Below are 19,150 nucleotides of genomic sequence, written 5' to 3'. Positions count from 1 at the left end.
TATGATGACATGTTGTAAAACAGACAGTGCGGTCAGCTCACCGCCCGCGCACAGCGCGACCGAAGCTCTTCAGCACTTCCCGCCGCCGTGACCCAATCGGCGCGAGCGGGTCGACAACCTTCCTCAGCACGTTGTCTTCGCCGACGGCTCGTGGTGGCTTCGGGCCGCCGATCGGCTTCGCATTGGGAGAGACGATTTTGCCGATGAGCTGCTCATAGAAGGGTGTCTGCCTTGCGTAGCTCCAGTACACGGGCGCGAAATCGCAGTCCGGTTTCACCCACGGCTTCTCGAATCCGGCGTAGTGGATGATCTTCGGATCCTTGCGGGATGCGATGTATGCATCATAGGAATCGTTCGGTGCGAAGGAGAACACGTTTGCCACGCGGTTCGCGCAATCATGCACCACGTTCCACGACCAGTCAAGGAACACGACACGGCCCTCACAGTGCGCGTTGAGCACGTCTTGGTCGTTGTAGATGAAGTCGGGGTCTGATGCGTAATCCAGCCACTGCTTGATGCTGTACGCCTTGCGCATCTCCTTCGTGTTGAGTACGAGCACACCTGCCTGGAAGTACTGGAACGGGTGCTTCATGTGCAGTTTCTCGTTCGTGTACTTCAGTCGCTTGCCGTCATTCATGTTCAGATTGCCCTGATAATCGATGTCGTGTACGGCGGCCAGCAGGTTGTCACCGAGTTCGGTGTCGTACAGCTGCGCGATGTCGCCGTTGATGACGATGTCGGAATCGAGGTAGAGCACTTTGTCGTAGAACGGCAGGGCTTTCTGGATCAGGAAGCGGTAGTAGGTCTCAATGCTGATATGCGCATTGCTGGTCGTCAGGTCGTAGCCTGAGATCTCACGGCTCACGTCGGCGAAGCGCAAGTTCAGGTTCTTGAACCTGCCGAGCAGGAACTGTCGCATACGTTCCTGGTTTTCCCAGGCGATGTCCTTCTGCAAGACAGTGACGTCATAATACCGGTCAGGATCGGCATTGGTCATTGCCGAGTAGATGGTGGTCGTCAGCTGCGGAACATAGTTGTTGTCTGCTGCGAACACCACCGGGACCACTGTCGCAGGGTCGATTTCGTCGGAAAGCCTTTCCAGCGGGTGATGCGGCTCCGGGTGAGTGAAGTGCACGCACTGCAGCTCCTTGACCTTCCAGCCGCTGCCGATGCGCTTGTGATGCATCAGGTAGATGTTCAGCAGCCGTTCGGACAGATGCCCCGGCGTGCGCAGGGCTTCCTTGCTGTACAGGGACATGTCCGTCGTCTCTTCGAACTTCTGGAGAATCGGGAACAGCCATGCGCAATAATCCTGGAAGATATCCTTGCGCATGATGAACATGTTGCAGAAGCAGGAACGATGCCCGTGCAGGAACGCGTCGGCATCGGTCTTGTAATCCGGGTGCATCTCGCACAGGATGTCATACATGTGCCGCAGGTCACGCAGGTGGAGCTTCGGCGCATGCTGGTAGATCTTGATGGGGGATCCATAGCCCTCGATAATCTCGCGCAGGTCGCCCCAACGCGTGGTCACCACGTCGGCACCAGCGATTGCCTTTTTAATGGATTCGTCATCGAGGCCGTATCGCTTGATGCTGGCGGCGTCGATGTAATCATCCATGATCTCACCGTACGCGTTCTCCTTGTGCTCAACACCCGAGAAGTCGAAATAGCGGCGGTAATGGCAGAATCCGTAATAATCGGCGTCGACGTTCTTCCACGCCCAGTACTGCGTGGTCAGCTCGCAGTACATCGGGTTCTTGTCGGCGATGTTCTCGCCCTCATCGTCTTGGAACGCCCACGGGAATCGTGTGGTCTTCGGCCCGACTTGAACCGGCTGGAGAATATCGCTCTGCGGCTTGTCGACCTCCTTGTGGGTGGTTACGAAGATGCGGATGCGCTGCTTGTCGTATTGTTCCTTCAATGCTCTGCTTTCGATATAACCGAGATGTTCCAACGCTTTGTCTTTCATCGAGATGAAACGTTCCGACGGTGAGAAGGGACGACCGGCGTTTTCGACCTCATCGGCAATTCGTTCCCAATAGTAAAGATTGTCCTGTTGCTGCGGAACAGTGTGTGAATCGAGGAATGAGTACGCCCTGTCACGGATGAAACGCCAGATTTCACGGCATGTGACATCGGTGCCGAACACGTCGTTCATCTGTTGGGCGGCCGCAAGCTTCTCCTCTTCGGGAACTCGTGTCAGCCAGTCGTTTGCGAGAAGCTCTATGGACTTATGTTTCAATCCGGCCAGGCAATCGTCGATGGAATCGATTGCCGCATGCGTCTTGGCAAAATCCTCGGATGCTGTGATGCAGGCGTGGAACTGGTTGCAGAATTCCCCGAACCGTTGAGCGGAAATCTGGGAAACGCCGGTTACACCGATACCGTAGTGGTAACGATACCCGCGGATATCTTCAGCTGGTGCGCATGAATCAGCCAACGCGCAAAGTACAAACATCTCGTATGCGTCTTCAGCGCGTTCGAGACGGGTATCGGTCATGGCGTTGAATCCGCGTACGAGCAGTTCCGTGTTGAAGATGCGCTGGGTGGCCCGCCAATCCATGGTCTGGCCGTTGTTCTCATCAAATGTCGCACGCAGAATGTCGCTTCCTTGCAGCAGCTGGCTGGGGGCATTGATGAAAGAGGCGAATGAGGCCGCATCAGTGGCGCTGATTCCGTTCTCGCCAATCACCGAAATGCCGAAATGAAGCATGTCGGCATGAGTTCCCGAGAATCTGGCGACAAGCTGCTCGCACATGTTCGAGTCAAGTTCGTCATCGCCGTCGAGCATGAGCGTGTATGCGCCGGTAGCGGCCAGAACGCCTGTCTTGCGGGCGAGATGGAGGCCTTTGTTCTCGTCATGCCGTAACGCCACGATGCGATGGTCTTGCTGCGCCGCTTTCTGCAGTATTCCCGGGGTGTCATCCGTGCTTGCATCGTCGACAACGATGATTTCAATGTCATGAAGAGTCTGGTTGCAAACGCTGTCGAGACAACGCTGGAGATACGGGCCTACATTATAGGCCGGGATCACAATGGAGACCTGTGGCATGCTTCCTCGTTTCGCTATCATTCGGAACCAGTCTACCCGTATGGGTGTGCAAGAGGCCACTGCTTGTCGCACGCGGCCGGAGGAGTAGGGGAGTTGTGCTGATTGGATGCGAATTGCAACAGGCGCGGACGGGGCGCGCTACCATGACGCTGTCTGTTGGTATTGACTGATAGAGTAGGTTCTTTGTGAAGCAGATGTTCGAACGTATACAGAAGAAATACCACTACGCGATGGTGGTGTTCAAGGAGCTGGTGAAGACCGACTTCAAGCTCCGCTACCAGGGATCGTTCCTCGGCGTGGTATGGTCGGCGCTCAAGCCGCTGATGCTGTTCGCCGTCATGTATGTGGTCTTCGTCAAGTTCCTCAAGTTCACTGATGGAACCCCAACCTTCCCCATCTCACTGCTGTGCGGTACCAGTTTGTGGGGGTTCTTCTCCGAAGCGACGAGCATGAGCATGCATTCGATCGTCGACCGTGGCGATCTGCTGCGCAAGGTGCATTTCCCCAATTACATCGTGGTCGCGTCCACCACCATGGGTTCCATGATTTCCTTGGGCATCAACCTCGCGGTGGTGATTCTGTTCGGCTTCTTCGCCCACGCGCAATACACCTGGCGCATTCTGCTGGTGCCGTTCAGCATCATCCAGCTGTATGCGGTCACGCTCGGCTTCGCGCTCATCTTGGCGACGATGTTCGTGTATTTCCGCGATATCGCTCAGATCTGGGAGGTCGTACTTCAAGCGTTGTTCTATGCGACCCCTATCATCTACCCGATTTCGATGGTCCAGAACAATCCGGAGTTCAGCTGGGCTGCGGGCCTGCTCATGCTGAGCCCTACCTCACAGGCGATCATGGATATCCGACATAATCTGCTGTCGCCTCAATACGTTCCCACGGTATGGGATATCGTCCATAACCCGCTGGTGTGCCTGATTCCGTACCTGCTGTCCGCGGTGATTCTCGGTGTCGGCATCATGGTGTTCCGCAAATACAGCGCGAAGTTCGCGGAGGTGTTGTAATGGCAAGCAAGGAAACGGCGAAGAAGGAAGACGACCGCCCTGTCGTCCTGTCTGTGCAGCATGTGGCCAAATCGTTCCGTCTGCCCACCGAGCAGGCTACGGGGCTGAAAATGGCCTTCCTCAACTGGACGAAGGGGGTGAGCGGATTCACTGAGCAGAAGGTGCTGCGTGATATCTCCTTCGAGGTAAAACAAGGTGATTTCTTCGGTATCGTCGGCCGCAACGGCTCAGGCAAATCCACGCTGCTGAAGATTATCTCCGGGATTTACGTGCCGAATAAGGGCACGGTTACAGTCAACGGCAAGCTCGTCTCGTTCATCGAACTGGGCGTCGGCTTCAACCCGGAACTCACCGGTCGCGAGAACGTCTATCTCAATGGCGCATTGCTGGGATTCACCCGGGACGAGATCGACGCCATGTACGACGATATTGTCGATTTCGCTGAACTCGGCGACTTCATGGACCAGAAGCTCAAGAACTATTCATCCGGTATGCAGGTGCGTCTTGCTTTCTCGGTTGCCATCAAAGCGCAGGGCGACATCCTCGTGCTCGACGAAGTGCTCGCCGTCGGTGACGAAGCCTTCCAGCGTAAGTGCGATGACTTTTTCGCACAGATTAAAAAAGACCCAACGAAAACCGTCATTTTGGTCACCCACTCCATGGATGCGGTCAAGAAGTACTGCAACAACGCCATTCTCATCAAAGACGGTGAGATTATTGCATCGGGTGATAAAGATGATGTCGCCGACCGTTACACGCTCGAGAATCTCCGACAGGAGAAGAAAGAGAAGAAGAACTCCAGTAATAACGATGGTGATGACGAGCCGAAACATCCGCTTGGTTTGAACGATACTGTTCCAGTGTTGACGGTTACTCCGACTCATGATTCGTTATGCTCAATCTCCGGAGGTTTTGACTTCATGGTCGAATATGATTACCGAGGCAACAAGCCGTTCTATGTAGCTTTGGCGTTGCATGATTTGCGAAGAGGCGGCATTCCATTCGGAGATAGTTTTGATTTGATCGAATCAGGACATCATACCGTACATTTCCACCTTCCCATGGCGCTATTCAACAATGGTGAGTTTCGCATTACTGCCTCAATGCATACTTGGGACGGCTCACATGCATCCACTGCAGAGATGATAGCGTTCACGAATGAGAACAACTCGTGTAATTTCTCGGTACGAGATAAGAACGGAAAAGACAATTACGCGTTAATCAACAAGGTATCCATGTCATACGAGAGTCTCGATAAGGAATTGGCGACACGGCAGCATCCCGTAGAAGAGGATTAATACCTCGTGGGAGTGCGCTGCGTTGACACCGTCCCCGTGACATGAGGATAACAAGAAGGCGGGAGGCACACATGTCATTTACTGTTACCACATTGTGCAGAGGCGCAGGCAAAGGGTATATTTGCGTGGCGAGTGAGACCGACCCGGACGGGCTTCGGGCACGGGCGGTGACGGGCGATGGCACAGAGTTGCCGTGTCCGCTGTATCGTATCGGCTTCCCAGGAGAAGACAGCGTAGCGCGCCGCCACTGGGGTGAAGAAGACGCTGGGAAACCGTACTCGTTCGTTCTGGCGGTTCCTCTCTTTGACCATGTCAGTTTGTCGATTCAGCTGATTTCAAAAGCTTCCGGTGAAATTGTGTACGCTATCCCGTTTGGATATCTTGCTACACGTATCCGTTCACGAATGACCTACAAGCTAAAGCCACAGGCTGCATCAGCGATTCGTGACATCGATCAGAGGCGCCTGTCGGGCGGAACATACCTGTACGTGACCGGCATCTATCCAGTAGAGGAGCATGAAGTATCGTGCCGTGTGTGTGTTCGTTTCCCGATGTCGGAAGATGCAAACTTACACTCGCATTGCAATATCGAGGTATTTGACAGCAACGCAAAACAAATGGATGTCGTTCCGGTTATTCTTGAGGATTCGGTTATACCTGATCCTCATGACTCGCAACGGAAAATGCGACAACTCCTGGTATCAATTCGTATGCCCGATTCGCCTACTTCTTTGTGCATCACGGCACGTCCAGACGGTGCAGAGCCAAACTTTGTTGGTATTCCTGCCTCAACATTCAGCGGTTTCATCTCAGGAGCGCATGACTATACGAAATACGTTACTTTCGATGACGGGTATGATGCTTGGTTCGAACAACACCGCGCAACATATTCGGATGTTCGCAATGAACGCGAAAGTTGCGAACAATGGAGTAGTCATCCGTTGATTTCCATTGTCACAGTTGTTTACAATACGCCTGCAACCTACCTGCATGCTCTGATCGAGTCTTTCAAGGCACAGTCATATGAACATTTTGAAGTGATATTCGTAAATGTCAGCGATGTGTCCGAACAGATTGATGTTATTCTCGGCGAGGTAGACGATGCCAGATTCCGCGTGATCCGAGCAGAGAACAAGAGTATCGCAGAGAACACTAATGTGGGGATAAAGGAGTCTGTAGGTGACTATATCGCTTTCGTAGACCATGATGATGTCATTGAACCGGATGCGCTATATCGATACGTATGTGCCATTCAGCATCAGCCTGAGGCTGATTTGCTATATTGCGACGAGGATCTTCTGGATGAGTCTGGCAGATATTCAACTCCGATGTTGAAGCCTGATTTCAATCAGGATTTACTGGATTCGTATAATTACGTGACGCATATGCTGGTTGTCAGCAAAGAAGTCCTGAACAAAGTCGAGTTGTCGCCGGCAGATGTTTCCGGCGCCCAAGATTATGATTTGACGTTGAAATGTGCTGAGCGGGCTCGCGCCATCGTACATGTGCCAAAAATCCTTTACCATTGGCGTACTCATCGGAATTCAACAAGTATCAATCCAGATAGCAAGCCTTACGCTCAGCAAGCAGGTAGACTGGCGTTGATGCGGCACTACCAAAGGATTGGAATTCCGGCTATTGTCGAGGACTCTGAACGACATTTTCATTATCGTGCACATTTCCCAACAGCTGAGACTCGATGGGTCAACATCGTGATCCCGCTGGAAACAGAAGACACTAGTTTTGTCAGCAATCTTAGGAAATTGCTGGCAGTCACAGAATATAATTATTATGATATTACGATTGTCATAAACAATGATAAATATGAAATAATAGAAGAAAAAATAAGAGAAGTGGCTGGTAGTGATATTAGTATTCACTTGGTGAGTACCAACGAGAGTAGCCATGCAGCTTTATGTAATGTTGGTGCATCCAAAGTTAATGGTGACTTGTTGCTGTTTCTCGATGGCGATGCTGAAGTAGCCAATCAAGATTGGCTCCGTTCAATGGCGAATTTCTTTGCACGACCGGAAGTTGGAGTTGTCGGAGCAAAGCTTCTCGATCATGATGGTCTGGTGCAGAATGGTGGAATGTGGATTTCGCCTAACGGTATCGGGAACTATGGCGATTTGATGTCCTATAAGGATGACGGATACCTTGGAACCCTCTTATATCCTTGGGACTGTGCTGCTGTCGACGGAGCTTGCCAAATGATACGACGGTCGACTTTCTTCGAAATAGGCAGTTTCGATAAACGATATGCGTCTGGGATTGATGCTATTGATTTTTGTATGCGGGCACGCCAACATGGATATTCTGTGGTGTTCGATCCACAATCCGTGTTGTACCACAAGAGACATGCAGAATCAGCATCGGTCAATGACACAAGCGCTGGTAAAGCTTGTCAGCACCGTGCGGCATTTCATGCGCGGTGGGATGGTTCGCTGAAGGCAGGTGAGTTCACGAATCCAAATCTCAATCAGTATGATGGGCATTTCAAGCTGCGGTGGTAATACCCTGCATGTTTGAATGCCGTATGTGGCCGGGGCTTCCAGCTTATTGACGTCGAGGTTTCGAGAACCTGCTGTTTCTGAACAATTGGCTGATTCTCGAGAATAATCCTGTTGAGGGATTATGCTGCTGCGCAAGAATTCCGCCAGGCTCATGAAGATGACCAAGCGCGATATCGCGTAGCTGAGTATAGTGACGATTGCCGGAATCGGGAGTTTCCTCACGAGCGATCTGTTGGACATACCCTAGGTATCGCAATGCTTCTGTACGGTCGTGCTGTTGCAATGCTCGGTCTTGAGGGTGTTGGAGATAGTCGTAGGCGAAATCGCGAACATAACGGTAGAGTTCTGCACAGATGACATCATCGCTCAACGCGTGGCGAATATCATCCAGCGCGTTGGATTGCAACGAGCTCGGAAGATTGTCCTTCCATTCGTTCATGACATGTTCCCCGAGCCTGTCGCGAACATCGGCGAGACGGCCAGTCCAATCATTCCTCAGAATGGAGTGTTGATTTGTGCTGACGAATTCGCGGATGAGCCGCAGGGCTGTTGCATCGCGCTGCGCAAGCTTTGCCATGGATTCGCGCGTTAGCGGCTGTCCAAAGGTATCGCCACGTCCGAGGTGATAGAGATACCACTGGGCATGAGGAACTGCAAGATATGATTCTGCGAACGAATCAATGATGAAGTTCATGTACAAATCGTCAGAAAGCACTAGGTATGTGTCGGCAGAGACGCTATATGCGCGGCGTAGCAATTCTCCGCGGAACAACTTGTGATGAACATGCCAGTCGAATCCGTATTCAGAGGCAAATTGGAGTCTGAGGATATCTTGTCCGTGTATCTCCCGTGGAGTGGGGCACAAAAACCCCTCCATACCAGCGGCGGCTTTTCGTGCAGCCGTATTTTCCGGTACAACGCGTACTCCGAAGTGGATGATGTCGAATTTGCTGCCTGCAATGTACTGGCGAAGCTGATTGAATGAATTAGGCGCTATTTCATCATCCTGGTCGATGAGCATCACGTAGTCGCCAGTGCTTGCAAGTACACCGTCCCTCCGGGATCGTAACGTGCCGAGGTTGTCGGAGTGGAGTATCAGCCGGATTCTGTGGTGTTGCGAGGATAGGGCTTGTAATGCCTCGACGGTGTTGTCGCTACTGGCATCATCCACAACAATGATTTCATCGTCGCCGGCAAGTTGCGGCAGTACGCTCTCAATGCACTGTGTGCAGTAACGGGCACAATTGTAGACAGGAATGACAACGGAAATACTTGTCATGAGCGACCCCTCAATCGTCTTAAACGTGTCATCTCGAGATAGTGAGAACGTTTGCCATGATACTTTTTGCAACTAATAACTCACATGCGTTGCATTGGTGGTGTGAAATAGCAACTGTTCGATCTCTCAGTTGAGATTAGTAGCTGTGGCAACGGCAAAGAAGCTGCAGACGATTGCGAATACAGGTACGCTTACTGCCAGAATCTTGGAACGTCGATTTTGCAACGCAAGCACCCAGCAGCAGAGCACGAGTGGAATGAGATACATTCCATATCGGGGTGTGACATACAGGAACATATGTCCATTGCTTAGGAATTCGCGTATTTGAATCAGTGTTGGGAACATGAGCATTGAGACTGCAACAGTCGCAATCAACAACATGTGTGATTGGTCGTTGTCGTGTTGGAAGTATAAGAAGCCGAGAGAGCCCACAAGTATCACTGCCAGTACCGCAACCCACATGATTGATGCAGGCTGTGATTCTAAACCTCGCTGACCATCGAAATTCGCCAGGTTCAATCCTGCAAAGAGAGTCGTCATGATTTCACCGAGCGGGGTACCTGTGATAGTTACTTTCCCTAAACTAGCGTTTGGATTCGACCAGTCGCTTGCGCCTCGTATGGACTGGAACTTGGACCAACCGATGACGCAGAAGACCGAAGCTGCTGCGACGGAAACCGCAAGTATTGCGCCATTGGTTCCTTTCCGTCTATCGCCTGTATAGAGGAGAAGCATCGATTGGATAAACAAGATAATGGAGAGTCCTAGAAATCCGAATGCGAAAGTTCCTTTCATCGAACAGAACAATAAAGCCATAACAATAGGTACCCAATCATACTTATTGTTTCGATAGATTCTTGCCATACACCATAGAATTGCTGCGCCGCAAGCTAATGCCGGGGCATCGTTGTTTATGGCACTGCCTGCGTTGCAAACCACGGGAATGTATGGGATAATTGCGGCGCCAGACAATGCATACGTTTCACGTACCCCCCAAGCGCGTAAGGAATAAAAGCATAGCATGATGCCGATGATGACCCAGACGATTTGCAGCAATCGAGCTGCGTGTACAAATGTCATTGATGGTATAAAGTGAGATATGATTCGTGCAGCTGTTCCAGTGATAGCATAATATATTGGCGGATGAATGAAATTATACTGTGTTCCCCCCAATGGATATTTGGATAGCGGTGCATGTGTACCACACTTTGGAATATTCTCAGTATTGGATTGTCCTGCGCAACTCAAGTCATCTAGAATGGGCTCTTCGATTGGGTCTCCTTTTGCGGGGATGTGTCCGTGCGAAACTGACCATGCATAGCTGGCATGGGATGGTTCGTCTATGTTTGAGTATCTGCCATGAAGTTTGGATTGGTAAATTCCTAAGAATAGTGCAGGAAGTATGACGAAGATGGCAATCTTCGCAGCGATGGTAACAAATTGACGTTCATCGCGAATCCAGTGGCTGTGATTATGGGTGCTCTCGCCAGTATTATCACCAGTGCTTGGGCTAATCCGGGTTCTCATCGTTTTCGGAACTCCTCGCGTGGGTATGGCTGTTGTCTGATTTGTCAGGCGCGGAAATTTTACCTCTCGCGGGCGATTATTGCGAGTGGTCCCGACGAAACAGACATATGGTTTATAGACGGAACACTGCGAACAATCACAGATAGTCATATACAATGGATAAACTACGAACGGTCTTACCTCCGTCACGAAAGTCAGGTTGTCATGCGCCTGTTTATTCAGATTCCTTGTTTGAATGAAGAGCATACATTGCCTATGGTTCTCAAAGGAATGCCGAAGAAAATAGAGGGTGTCGATAGTATAGAGCTGCTCGTAATTGATGATGGCTGCACTGACCGCACTGTGGAAGTTGCCCGTAGTCTGGGCGTTCAGCATTTCGTGCATCATGCCAGACCGATGGGATTGGCCAGGGCTTTCCGGGACGGGGTAGATTATTCGCTGAAGCATGGTGCTGATATCGTGGTCAACACTGATGGAGATAATCAGTATCCGAGCGGGAAAATCGCCGACTTGATTGCCCCGATTATTCGCCATGAAGCTGATATTGTGGTTGGCGATCGACAGACTGACACCATCTCGGAATTCAGCTGGTTCAAGCGCCGAATGCAGAAGTTCGGGTCATGGGTGGTGAATAAAGCGGCAGGGACCGACATCCCAGATGCCGCCAGTGGCTTTCGCGCATATTCAAAGAATGCTCTACTGAAGCTGAATATTGTCACGGAGTTCAGTTATTGCATGGAGACCATCATCCAAGCCGGTAACAAGCGTCTGCGGATTGTCTCTTGCCCAATTAGCACAAATCCCAAGACTCGTGAGTCGCGTCTCTTTAGCAACATTTTCGAGCACATGGCGAAATCCGGCGGTGCGATTATTCGCAGTTTCCTGATGTTCCACTCGAACGTGGTGTTCCGCTGGCTTGCGTTGTTCTGGGGAATACTTGGAGCAATACCGTTCATTAGGTTTCTGGTCTTCGCATGTCAGGGAGATAGTTCCGGGCATGTCCAGTCCTTGCTGGTGGGGGTCGCCTTGTTGATGCTATGCGCATTCTGTATTGCGCTGCAAATCATTTCCGAGGTACAGCGTATACACCGGCGTCTGGCAGAGGACCAGTTGGAGAGAATCAAGGAGATTGAATATACTCCTCAATTCCAGAACATCTGGATGCTGCAGGATGAATATGGGGCGTTTCCCGTCGATAATCAGTCCATCGAACAGCCTAGTACAGCTCGGAAAGAATGCCAATGACATCGACTGTTCTCGCTTTCGGCACTTACAATCTTCGGAAACATCCCCGTGTGGGCATCATCCTTGATGGGATACGCGATAACGGTATGCATGTCGAGGAAATCAACGAGCCTCTATTGTTGACAACCGCTCAGCGGGTAGATATCTTGAAACATCCATGGAAACTGTTCGGTTTCACATGGACAATCTTGAAATCATGGGGGGCGCTTTCTCATCGAGCAAAGAGCTGGATGAAGGTGCACGGCAAGCCGCGTGTGGTCGTAGTAGGGTACATGGGGCATTTTGATGTGTTGCTCGCCAGACATATTTTCAAAGATGTCCCTATCATTCTCGATCATCTGATTTTCGCAGGGGATACAGCGGCGGATCGTGGTGCCAAAGGTCTCAAGGTCACGATGCTGCGGCATCTTGATAAATGGGCGGTCAATGCGGCGGATCTTGTCATTGTCGATACGCAGGAACACCGTCAAATGCTTCCTGCCGGGGTCGAGAGCATGGTCGTTCCGGTAGGGGCGTCAGCTGAATGGTATGAGGTGAGGAAAGCAGGTAATGAGCGTAATCATGATGTAATTTTCTACGGATTGTATACCCCTCTTCAAGGAACCCCGGTCATTGCGCAGGCGCTGCGCATCTTGGCGGAGGACGGCATCACTCCGCATGTGACCATGGTGGGGAAAGGACAGGATTATCCGCAGGTTGTCAAGATCTGCGAAGGCTTGGACAACGTCGATTTCGTCGAATGGGTGGAGCCGGAACGTCTTCCGAGAGTCGTCGCATCACACAAGATTGCATTGGGAATATTCTCCACGACAGCAAAGGGAATGCACGTGGTTCCAAACAAGGTCTACCAATCAATGGCTGCTGGTTGTGCGGTGATAACCAGCGGTACTGCGCCGCAGCGTCGCATGTTGCAGGATTCCGTGATGTTCGTTCGTCCCGGTGATCCGCATGATTTGGCGAATGCAATCTCGTCGATGCTTGCATCTGAAGAGATACTGCATGAATGGCAACGTGCCGCATCCGAAAAATCAGATGATTTCACGGGCGAGATTCTTTCCCGACCTGTCGTGAATTGGATCAATGCTCATTCAGCACGGTAAGCATTTCATGGAGAATATCAAACGGATTATTGAGTCGCCGTTGTTGCGATGGTTGTTTCTTATTGTGGCGCTGACAGGACTGGTCTGGGCGGTTGCCCGGAACTGGCAGGCATTTATCGCTGCTCTGGCAGTTCTGCCATGGTACATCGTTGTGGCAAGCCTTCTGCTGGCGCTGGTGTACGTGTGGTTTACACTCTGGTCTTGGAAGGTGATTCTTGCAGATTTGGGCTCTCCTTTGGACTGGCGGGCATCAATCCAATTGTTCGGTATAAGTCAGATTGGGAAGTATATCCCAGGCGGTGTATGGAATATTGTTGCTGCGGCGCGAATCGGCCATGATCATAACATTCCCGCACGCCGCTCAGTAGCTGCCATGACAATAGCCGTATTGATTTCCCTGGTTTCAGGTACTGGTATCGGTGCATGCGCGCTGATGACTATGCCAGAATCAGGGGATATTCCCATATGGGCGGTTTGTCTGTTGCTGGGCGTGCTGGTGGTATTGCTGTTGCCGCCTGTATTAAATCGGATAATATCAACGTGTTTTCGACTCATGAAAAGACCAAGTCTGGAACAGGGGATGACCTTTTCCGGTCTCGGGTTGTCTGCTTCGCTTGCGGTCATCTCGTGGATTGTAGCAGGCATCCAAGTGTGGGTTCTTGCTTGCGGGTTTGGTATGACTCCAACGTTGCGCAATATGGCGGTATCAATCGGCGCCTATGCTCTTGCTTGGGTAGCCGGCTTTCTCGCAGTTGTCGTCCCGGCTGGTACTGGCGTGAGGGAATGGGTGTTGGGATTGCTCCTTGCAGGAATGCTCTCGAATGGCGAAGTCCTTGCTGTTATTCTTGTCAGTAGAATCACAATGACTGTAGCCGATTTATGCTACGCCGGTATCGGCATGTTGTTGAGCAGAAACGACGATAAGACGTCGGGGCCTACTCCTGATGCCACAGATCGCGGGTAAAGAGCTTGTCTTGCACGTCGGCAAGCTCCGGCGTGTATCGGTTGCACACAATCAGATCGCATTCATGCTTGAACTGATCAAGATCATGGATGACCGGATGACCTTGATACGTGTCGTCCTCAATCATCGGTTCGTAGATCGCATAGGGTACGTGGGCGGCATCAAGCCGTTCCATGACACCTTGGATGGAACTCTGCCGGAAGTTGTCTGACCCGGCTTTCATCACCAAACGGTAGATTCCGGCTTGTTGCGGTTTGCGTTCGATAATTTTCTGGGCGATGAAATTTTTCCTCGTGTCGTTTGCTGTGACGACTGCCTGGATTAGATTCTGGGGAACATCTTTGAAGTTTGCGAGGAGTTGCTTGGAATCCTTTGGCAAGCAATATCCGCCATAGCCGAAGGACGGATTATTGTAGAAGTCGCCGACACGAGGGTCAAGACAGACGCCACGGATAATGCTGGCGGTATCAAGACCACGTGATTCAGCATACGTGTCAAGCTCATTGAAATACGCGACGCGCAATGCAAGATAAGTATTCGCGAACAGTTTGATGGCTTCTGCCTCGGTGGAGCCAGTGATGAGGGTCGGAATATCTTGCTCAACAGCACCTTCGGCAAGCAGAGAAGCGAATCCCTTTGCCTTCACTTGCTGCTCTTCCGAACTGTCGCGCGGAATACCGACTACGATGCGTGACGGATGCAGATTGTCATATAATGCTTTGCCTTCACGCAGAAACTCAGGGGAGAACGCGATATTGAGTGTAGGGTACAGGGAACGGATGTGCTCGGTATAGCCGACAGGAATGGTGGATTTGATGATGATGCATGCCATGCAGGAGCGTTGCGCGAGTTCGTCGAGGACCGATTCGATGGAGCTGGTGTTGAAGAAGTTCCGTTGCTCGTCATAGTCGGTCGGGGTGGCGATCACCACATAATCTGGATGATCATATGCCCAATCCGTGTCGAGGCCGGCGTGGAGATTGAGTTTTCCAGACGCGAGGAATTCGCTGATCTCTTTGTCCTTGATGGGGGAGATACCCTGATTGATTAGGTCGACCTTCCGCTCGACAATATCCAAGGCTCGAACCTCATTGTGCTGGGCCAGCAGGCAAGACAACGAAAGACCGACATAGCCGGTACCGACAACACTTATTCTCATACCTGAGCATGGTAGCAAGGACGCTGAACCGACAGCGCTGTTAACGCTCTGATGAGTGATTGGCATCCACCGTCAGCAGAGCGCACCCAATCGGCGCGATGCCAAGCATTGGCATCAGATACCGGAGACCCTCAGGTGTTACTGAACCTCCGGATATCCACATGAATGGCACCGAGACGAGCATCGGGACCAGCCAAGCGGCATACGTCCAAGACAGTTCTTTCGCGCGCAGCCTGCGAATGGTCTCATACAGCTGCATGAACGGAAGCCAAGTGACCCAGAATGCCCGCGAAAGCCATGGCTGCATGAAGAACTGATTGCCCAGCCAAATGACGAACTGATCGATACCACCATACAGCCGAGTATGCTTGGAGTGTGGAAGATCTGAAGTGACGATATTTGGGGATGGTGCAGTACGCATATACAGGTAATTCGACTGAAGATTCTCATTGACTATCGCGTTCGGTAACGCGACCCACCCCTGTTCCAGCAGGAAATATGCACGCGCATAGGTTTCCGGATATTTCACGGCGTTTTTCGCCCAAATGCGCAGAAACGGATGGAGCAGTCGCGCTCGCTGTTCCGTCCAGTGTGTTCCCTTGGCCTTGTCCACAGCCCACCATTCATAGTCGTCTGCTGCATCCTGTTCGAGTATCCCAGTCAGAACGTCCTTCTCGGCTTTCGGCAACTCGTCGCCGTGCTCACGTAGCAGCAGTGCAGACTGTTGCAGAGGAATCGCGATCATCTCCTGTTTGCCTCCGGGAATGATATGACAGGCGGGGAATAACACCAAGGGGAGTGCCACGAAGATGACCAGCCCGCTGGCGGCTGCCGTTCCCAGCAGTTTCACACGCGCACGGTTTCCGGTAACAACGAATGCAAGCAGGATACACGCGAGCGCCACCGAGTAGACCCCGGTTTTCTTGGTCAACGACACAAGGAAGGCCAACATCATGAACAATGCGAGAGTCCGGCGGTTCTTCAGACAGACGCCCTTCGTACGGGCGACTTCCATGCATTGGACCGAGAACAGCATGAATAACGGCAGGAAAACAGCATCCTTGACCATTGCCATCGAAAAAATCGGAATAAACGGGAACACACAGAAGAACAGAAACGCCCCAAGATACGCTTTCCTGCTGACTCCGGATTTGGCGAGATAACGGACGGTGTATACGAATACGGCAATTGCGACAGCAGCGATGCAGGTCGTGTACAACGCCACACTGACGGACGGGTGCCCGATCCACGCGCCTAATTGATAGAACACTCCGAAAATGAGCGTGTCAAGAACAGGATGATGATCCGACCATGCACCGCTGGTGATTGCATTGGGCAATCCCTTCCATTGCAATACCTGCTGGACGGTGTCATACCAGATTTCGCCGGGGAGCGCCAGCAGATAGTACGGCAGCCAGCACACTGCCATAACCCCGGCTGCTTTCAGCGCCTGATGCCTGTCGCCAGTGAAATCGGGGGCGATTCGTCGCAGAAGTCTTGACAGGATGCTCGGGTGACTTTGGCTGCTTTCAGTCTGCTTTGAGTCGCGTCCCAGCCAACTGATGAAATGCTCGAACACCAGTGTCATCACCATGAAGAACACCGTCAACGCGATGACATGCAGGGCACGCCTGACGTTACCGCCGCCGCCTTCGTTCAGATAGGCGCAGTATTCTGCCAGCATTGCAAGAACAAGACTGTAACAGAACAACCCTAACCGGGGCAGGCGCAATTTCCGCCGTGTCGCGCTCGTGCTGGCGGTTGACGATTCGACTACTGTTGACATCCTCTTCATCAAGGTTCCACCATATCAACTAGACGCCACGAACACAGCCGGGTATGAGGATTACGACAATTCTCACGCCCAGCTGTTATCTGCTTGGCTGCTTGTGGCTTCTCGCAATTACTCCTGTGCCGGATTCTCCTTGAAAATCCGCTCCCACGTCTCGAAGCTCGTGAAACGCGGATCGCTGTATGCGGTGTGGAGCCGTTTCCAGTTGCGCCTCAATTCGCTGGAAAGATGGAGCGCTTCGTTGATGTCCCGGCGGAACAGACGGTCATCACGACGCATCCAAGTGACGGAATTACCGTCCGGTGAGGTGACCAGAGCCGAATCCACACCATTGTATGCGTTCCAGGTGGATTCCATGGTCGGTACGGCAACATCTGGGGCAGTGGACTTGCGTCCATCGCGAGGTAACAACATCGCCTTCCCGAAGTTCACCGCGCAATCAATGGCACGTCGGATAGACGTCGTCGGCCGGGTGCTGGGCGAAACGAACCTGCGGCGTGGCTCCGGGAACTCATCGAAATCCGTAACCGCCTGCGAATCGGGGAACGTCGAACGAAGCTTTCTGACACTCGCCATCGCGGTCGAATAGATGCCGATGATGAATTGCGGACCTCGCAGCAGATCCTGGATGGCCCGGTGGTGCAATCCGATGCCGGAATACACCAGATGGAGTCCCATATTGATATCGGCGGAAAGCACGTTCACCGGCATGGTCCGAGAAGGTTCCGGATTATGCCGCAATGCGAAAATCCAACGGTTGCGCTGCATGAAATACTCCTCCCATGTACGGGAGATGTCCTTGTCATGCCACCCCTGATGCCACACCGCGACGCCGGGAAGCGACACCGTAGGATAGCCGTGTTCCTTGGCACGGAATGCGTAATCAATATCGTCGTACTTGATGAACACCGGAATCGCAAGACCGATTTCGCGAATCACCGATGTCGGAATCAAACACATCCACCAGCCGTTGTATTGCGCGTCAAAACGCTGGTGGCATTCGGGGGAGTCCCGTAGCGGATTCGTAGCGAAATCGTGGGATCCGAAGGCATTGCGTAACGGCATCTGGCGCCCGTCGATATCTTCTCCCTGTGACCACAACACCGTACGGTTATCCAGATGCAGCATGCCGCCGCCAACCAGCAGCGGCCGTTTTGCATAATCCGCAAACTGCACGGCGCGCACAATCGCCTCTGGTTCGCTGATCGCGTCATCGTCCAGCAGCAGTACGTATTCGCTCTTACCTGCCTTACATGTTTCGTACATGCCGCGGGAGAAGCCGCCGGATCCGCCGAGGTTACCCTGCCGCAGATACGTGAGCTGGCTGCCCAAATCCCTGGCAACCGCATCGAAATCCGGCTGATTGCGTACCAAATCGGTGCCTTGGTCAGTGCAGTAGATGGTGTCGAGGCGCTCGCGGACGGACACTTCTCCAGCGATTGCCTTGAGCTGGTTCATGCAGTAGGGTGCACGGTTGAAAGTGGTGATGGCAATCGACAGTGTGGTGCGGTTCTTCGCTCTGCGTTCTTCGACCGGTACCTGCCAGCCGGCATCGCTTACCGTGAGCGTGGAATCGGTTGCGGCCTGGGCGTCGAACCAGAAGAATCCGCCGTCCATGAGGCCTTTCATATCAAATGTGCCAGAAACCGCCGTGGGAGCGTCGGCATCGATATTGATGCTGCCTGCGGGGGTAATCAGGCCGCGGCCGTTCGACCGGAAGAGGTTGATCTTCCCCTTGCCTGCCGCCGTGGCTACAAACCGTACGTGGCTCACCGCAGTCCACCGGCGCCAGTATGAGGCGGGGAACGCGTTGAAATATGTGCACAGGGAGGCGTGGCCGCCCTTGTGGACTTCCAACTCAGTGCGGGACAGACAGGTGAAGGAGTTCTCGGGGGCTGATGCATCCGCGGCCCCCTCGCGCAGCAGATTCATCAGATCGCGACGATTCATATGCTTGGTGTCCACGCGAAGCTGGTTGACACGAACGTCTTGGGCTCCGGCGTCTACATGCGGACGCGTCCACTCGACTGCATAGAGAGGAAGGGTCAAATCAGCGTCTTTGACGGGGAAAACAACACGATTGACGGTTTCCCATGCCGATGCTGCTACGGAATCTGCGATATGGGTATCGGACTGCTTCATGCCGACAAGTATACAAACCTTGGCGTATCACGGTATGGGTTCGTGGGAGGTTGAAGA

Annotated in this window: 12 protein-coding genes; 6 read left to right on the top strand and 6 right to left on the bottom strand. The window is 52.4% G+C overall.

Features of this window, described 5'->3' with window-relative positions; genetic code table 11:
• Positions 1-37 precede the first annotated feature (37 nt).
• Positions 38-3,055 (bottom strand): DUF4422 domain-containing protein, encoded by a 3,018-nt coding sequence (locus tag ACTQYB_RS04215; RefSeq protein WP_441481521.1) that lies wholly within the window; start codon positions 3,053-3,055, stop codon positions 38-40.
• A gap of 194 nt (positions 3,056-3,249) precedes the next feature.
• On the opposite strand from ACTQYB_RS04215, the gene ACTQYB_RS04210 reads away from it, so the two are divergent.
• From ACTQYB_RS04210 to ACTQYB_RS04200, 3 genes are all read left to right on the top strand, one after another.
• Entirely contained in the window at positions 3,250-4,074 is an 825-nt protein-coding gene (locus ACTQYB_RS04210) for an ABC transporter permease (protein WP_015449917.1), read from the top strand.
• Positions 4,074-5,372, top strand: a complete 1,299-nt coding sequence (locus tag ACTQYB_RS04205; RefSeq protein ID WP_441481522.1) for an ABC transporter ATP-binding protein — start codon at positions 4,074-4,076, stop codon at positions 5,370-5,372. The genes ACTQYB_RS04210 and ACTQYB_RS04205 overlap by 1 nt, the downstream gene beginning before the upstream one ends.
• 125 nt (positions 5,373-5,497) lie before the next feature.
• Positions 5,498-7,885, top strand: a complete 2,388-nt coding sequence (locus ACTQYB_RS04200) for a glycosyltransferase (protein WP_441481523.1) — start codon at positions 5,498-5,500, stop codon at positions 7,883-7,885.
• A gap of 43 nt (positions 7,886-7,928) precedes the next feature.
• On the opposite strand, the gene ACTQYB_RS04195 is transcribed toward ACTQYB_RS04200, so the two are convergent.
• Complete coding sequence (locus ACTQYB_RS04195; protein ID WP_441481524.1) at positions 7,929-9,164, bottom strand: glycosyltransferase family 2 protein; 1,236 nt, start codon at positions 9,162-9,164, stop codon at positions 7,929-7,931.
• Between the two features lie 126 nt (positions 9,165-9,290).
• On the bottom strand, positions 9,291-10,691 hold the full coding sequence (locus ACTQYB_RS04190) for a glycosyltransferase family 39 protein (protein ID WP_441481525.1): 1,401 nt from the start codon (positions 10,689-10,691) through the stop codon (positions 9,291-9,293).
• 231 nt (positions 10,692-10,922) lie between these two features.
• Here ACTQYB_RS04190 and ACTQYB_RS04185 point away from each other — a divergent pair, with 231 nt between their 5' ends.
• The 3 genes from ACTQYB_RS04185 to ACTQYB_RS04175 are packed head-to-tail and all read left to right on the top strand — an operon-like array spanning position 10,923 to position 14,000.
• Positions 10,923-11,936: a glycosyltransferase family 2 protein gene (locus ACTQYB_RS04185; RefSeq protein WP_441495907.1), complete on the top strand. Its 1,014-nt coding sequence runs from the start codon at positions 10,923-10,925 to the stop codon at positions 11,934-11,936.
• 50 nt (positions 11,937-11,986) lie between these two features.
• Positions 11,987-13,036, top strand: a complete 1,050-nt coding sequence (locus ACTQYB_RS04180; protein ID WP_441481527.1) for a glycosyltransferase — start codon at positions 11,987-11,989, stop codon at positions 13,034-13,036.
• A complete protein-coding gene (locus ACTQYB_RS04175) occupies positions 13,017-14,000 on the top strand; it encodes a lysylphosphatidylglycerol synthase domain-containing protein (protein ID WP_441495906.1) in 984 nt (327 codons plus the stop codon). The genes ACTQYB_RS04180 and ACTQYB_RS04175 overlap by 20 nt, the downstream gene beginning before the upstream one ends.
• On the opposite strand, the gene ACTQYB_RS04170 is transcribed toward ACTQYB_RS04175, so the two are convergent.
• The 3 genes from ACTQYB_RS04170 to ACTQYB_RS04160 all read right to left on the bottom strand — a co-directional run bounded on the left by ACTQYB_RS04170 (position 13,972) and on the right by ACTQYB_RS04160 (position 19,093).
• Positions 13,972-15,159 carry a nucleotide sugar dehydrogenase gene (locus ACTQYB_RS04170; protein WP_441481529.1) on the bottom strand — a complete coding sequence of 396 codons (1,188 nt, stop codon included), beginning with the start codon at positions 15,157-15,159 and terminating at the stop codon, positions 13,972-13,974. The genes ACTQYB_RS04175 and ACTQYB_RS04170 overlap by 29 nt on opposite strands.
• Before the next feature lie 40 nt (positions 15,160-15,199).
• Positions 15,200-16,843, bottom strand: coding sequence for a DUF6020 family protein (locus ACTQYB_RS04165; protein WP_441481530.1), 1,644 nt, complete (start codon positions 16,841-16,843; stop codon positions 15,200-15,202).
• Positions 16,844-17,062: 219 nt separating this feature from the next.
• Positions 17,063-19,093 carry a glycosyltransferase gene (locus ACTQYB_RS04160; RefSeq protein ID WP_441481531.1) on the bottom strand — a complete coding sequence of 677 codons (2,031 nt, stop codon included), beginning with the start codon at positions 19,091-19,093 and terminating at the stop codon, positions 17,063-17,065.
• Between the last annotated feature and the right edge of the window lie 57 nt (positions 19,094-19,150).

Source organism: Bifidobacterium sp. LCP19S3_E9 (assembly GCF_052121135.1).
GTDB lineage: Bacteria > Actinomycetota > Actinomycetes > Actinomycetales > Bifidobacteriaceae > Bifidobacterium > Bifidobacterium thermacidophilum.
This window is presented reverse-complemented; position numbering and strand designations above follow the sequence as displayed.

Coding starts and splice junctions, on each gene's coding strand:
- ACTQYB_RS04215 (WP_441481521.1), bottom strand. CDS start 3,055: ATGCCACAGGTCTCCATTGTGATCCCGGCCTATAATGTAGGCCCGTAT.
- ACTQYB_RS04210 (WP_015449917.1), top strand. CDS start 3,250: ATGTTCGAACGTATACAGAAGAAATACCACTACGCGATGGTGGTGTTC.
- ACTQYB_RS04205 (WP_441481522.1), top strand. CDS start 4,074: ATGGCAAGCAAGGAAACGGCGAAGAAGGAAGACGACCGCCCTGTCGTC.
- ACTQYB_RS04195 (WP_441481524.1), bottom strand. CDS start 9,164: ATGACAAGTATTTCCGTTGTCATTCCTGTCTACAATTGTGCCCGTTAC.
- ACTQYB_RS04190 (WP_441481525.1), bottom strand. CDS start 10,691: ATGAGAACCCGGATTAGCCCAAGCACTGGTGATAATACTGGCGAGAGC.
- ACTQYB_RS04175 (WP_441495906.1), top strand. CDS start 13,017: ATGCTCATTCAGCACGGTAAGCATTTCATGGAGAATATCAAACGGATT.
- ACTQYB_RS04170 (WP_441481529.1), bottom strand. CDS start 15,159: ATGAGAATAAGTGTTGTCGGTACCGGCTATGTCGGTCTTTCGTTGTCT.
- ACTQYB_RS04165 (WP_441481530.1), bottom strand. CDS start 16,843: ATGCTGGCAGAATACTGCGCCTATCTGAACGAAGGCGGCGGCGGTAAC.
- ACTQYB_RS04160 (WP_441481531.1), bottom strand. CDS start 19,093: ATGAAGCAGTCCGATACCCATATCGCAGATTCCGTAGCAGCATCGGCA.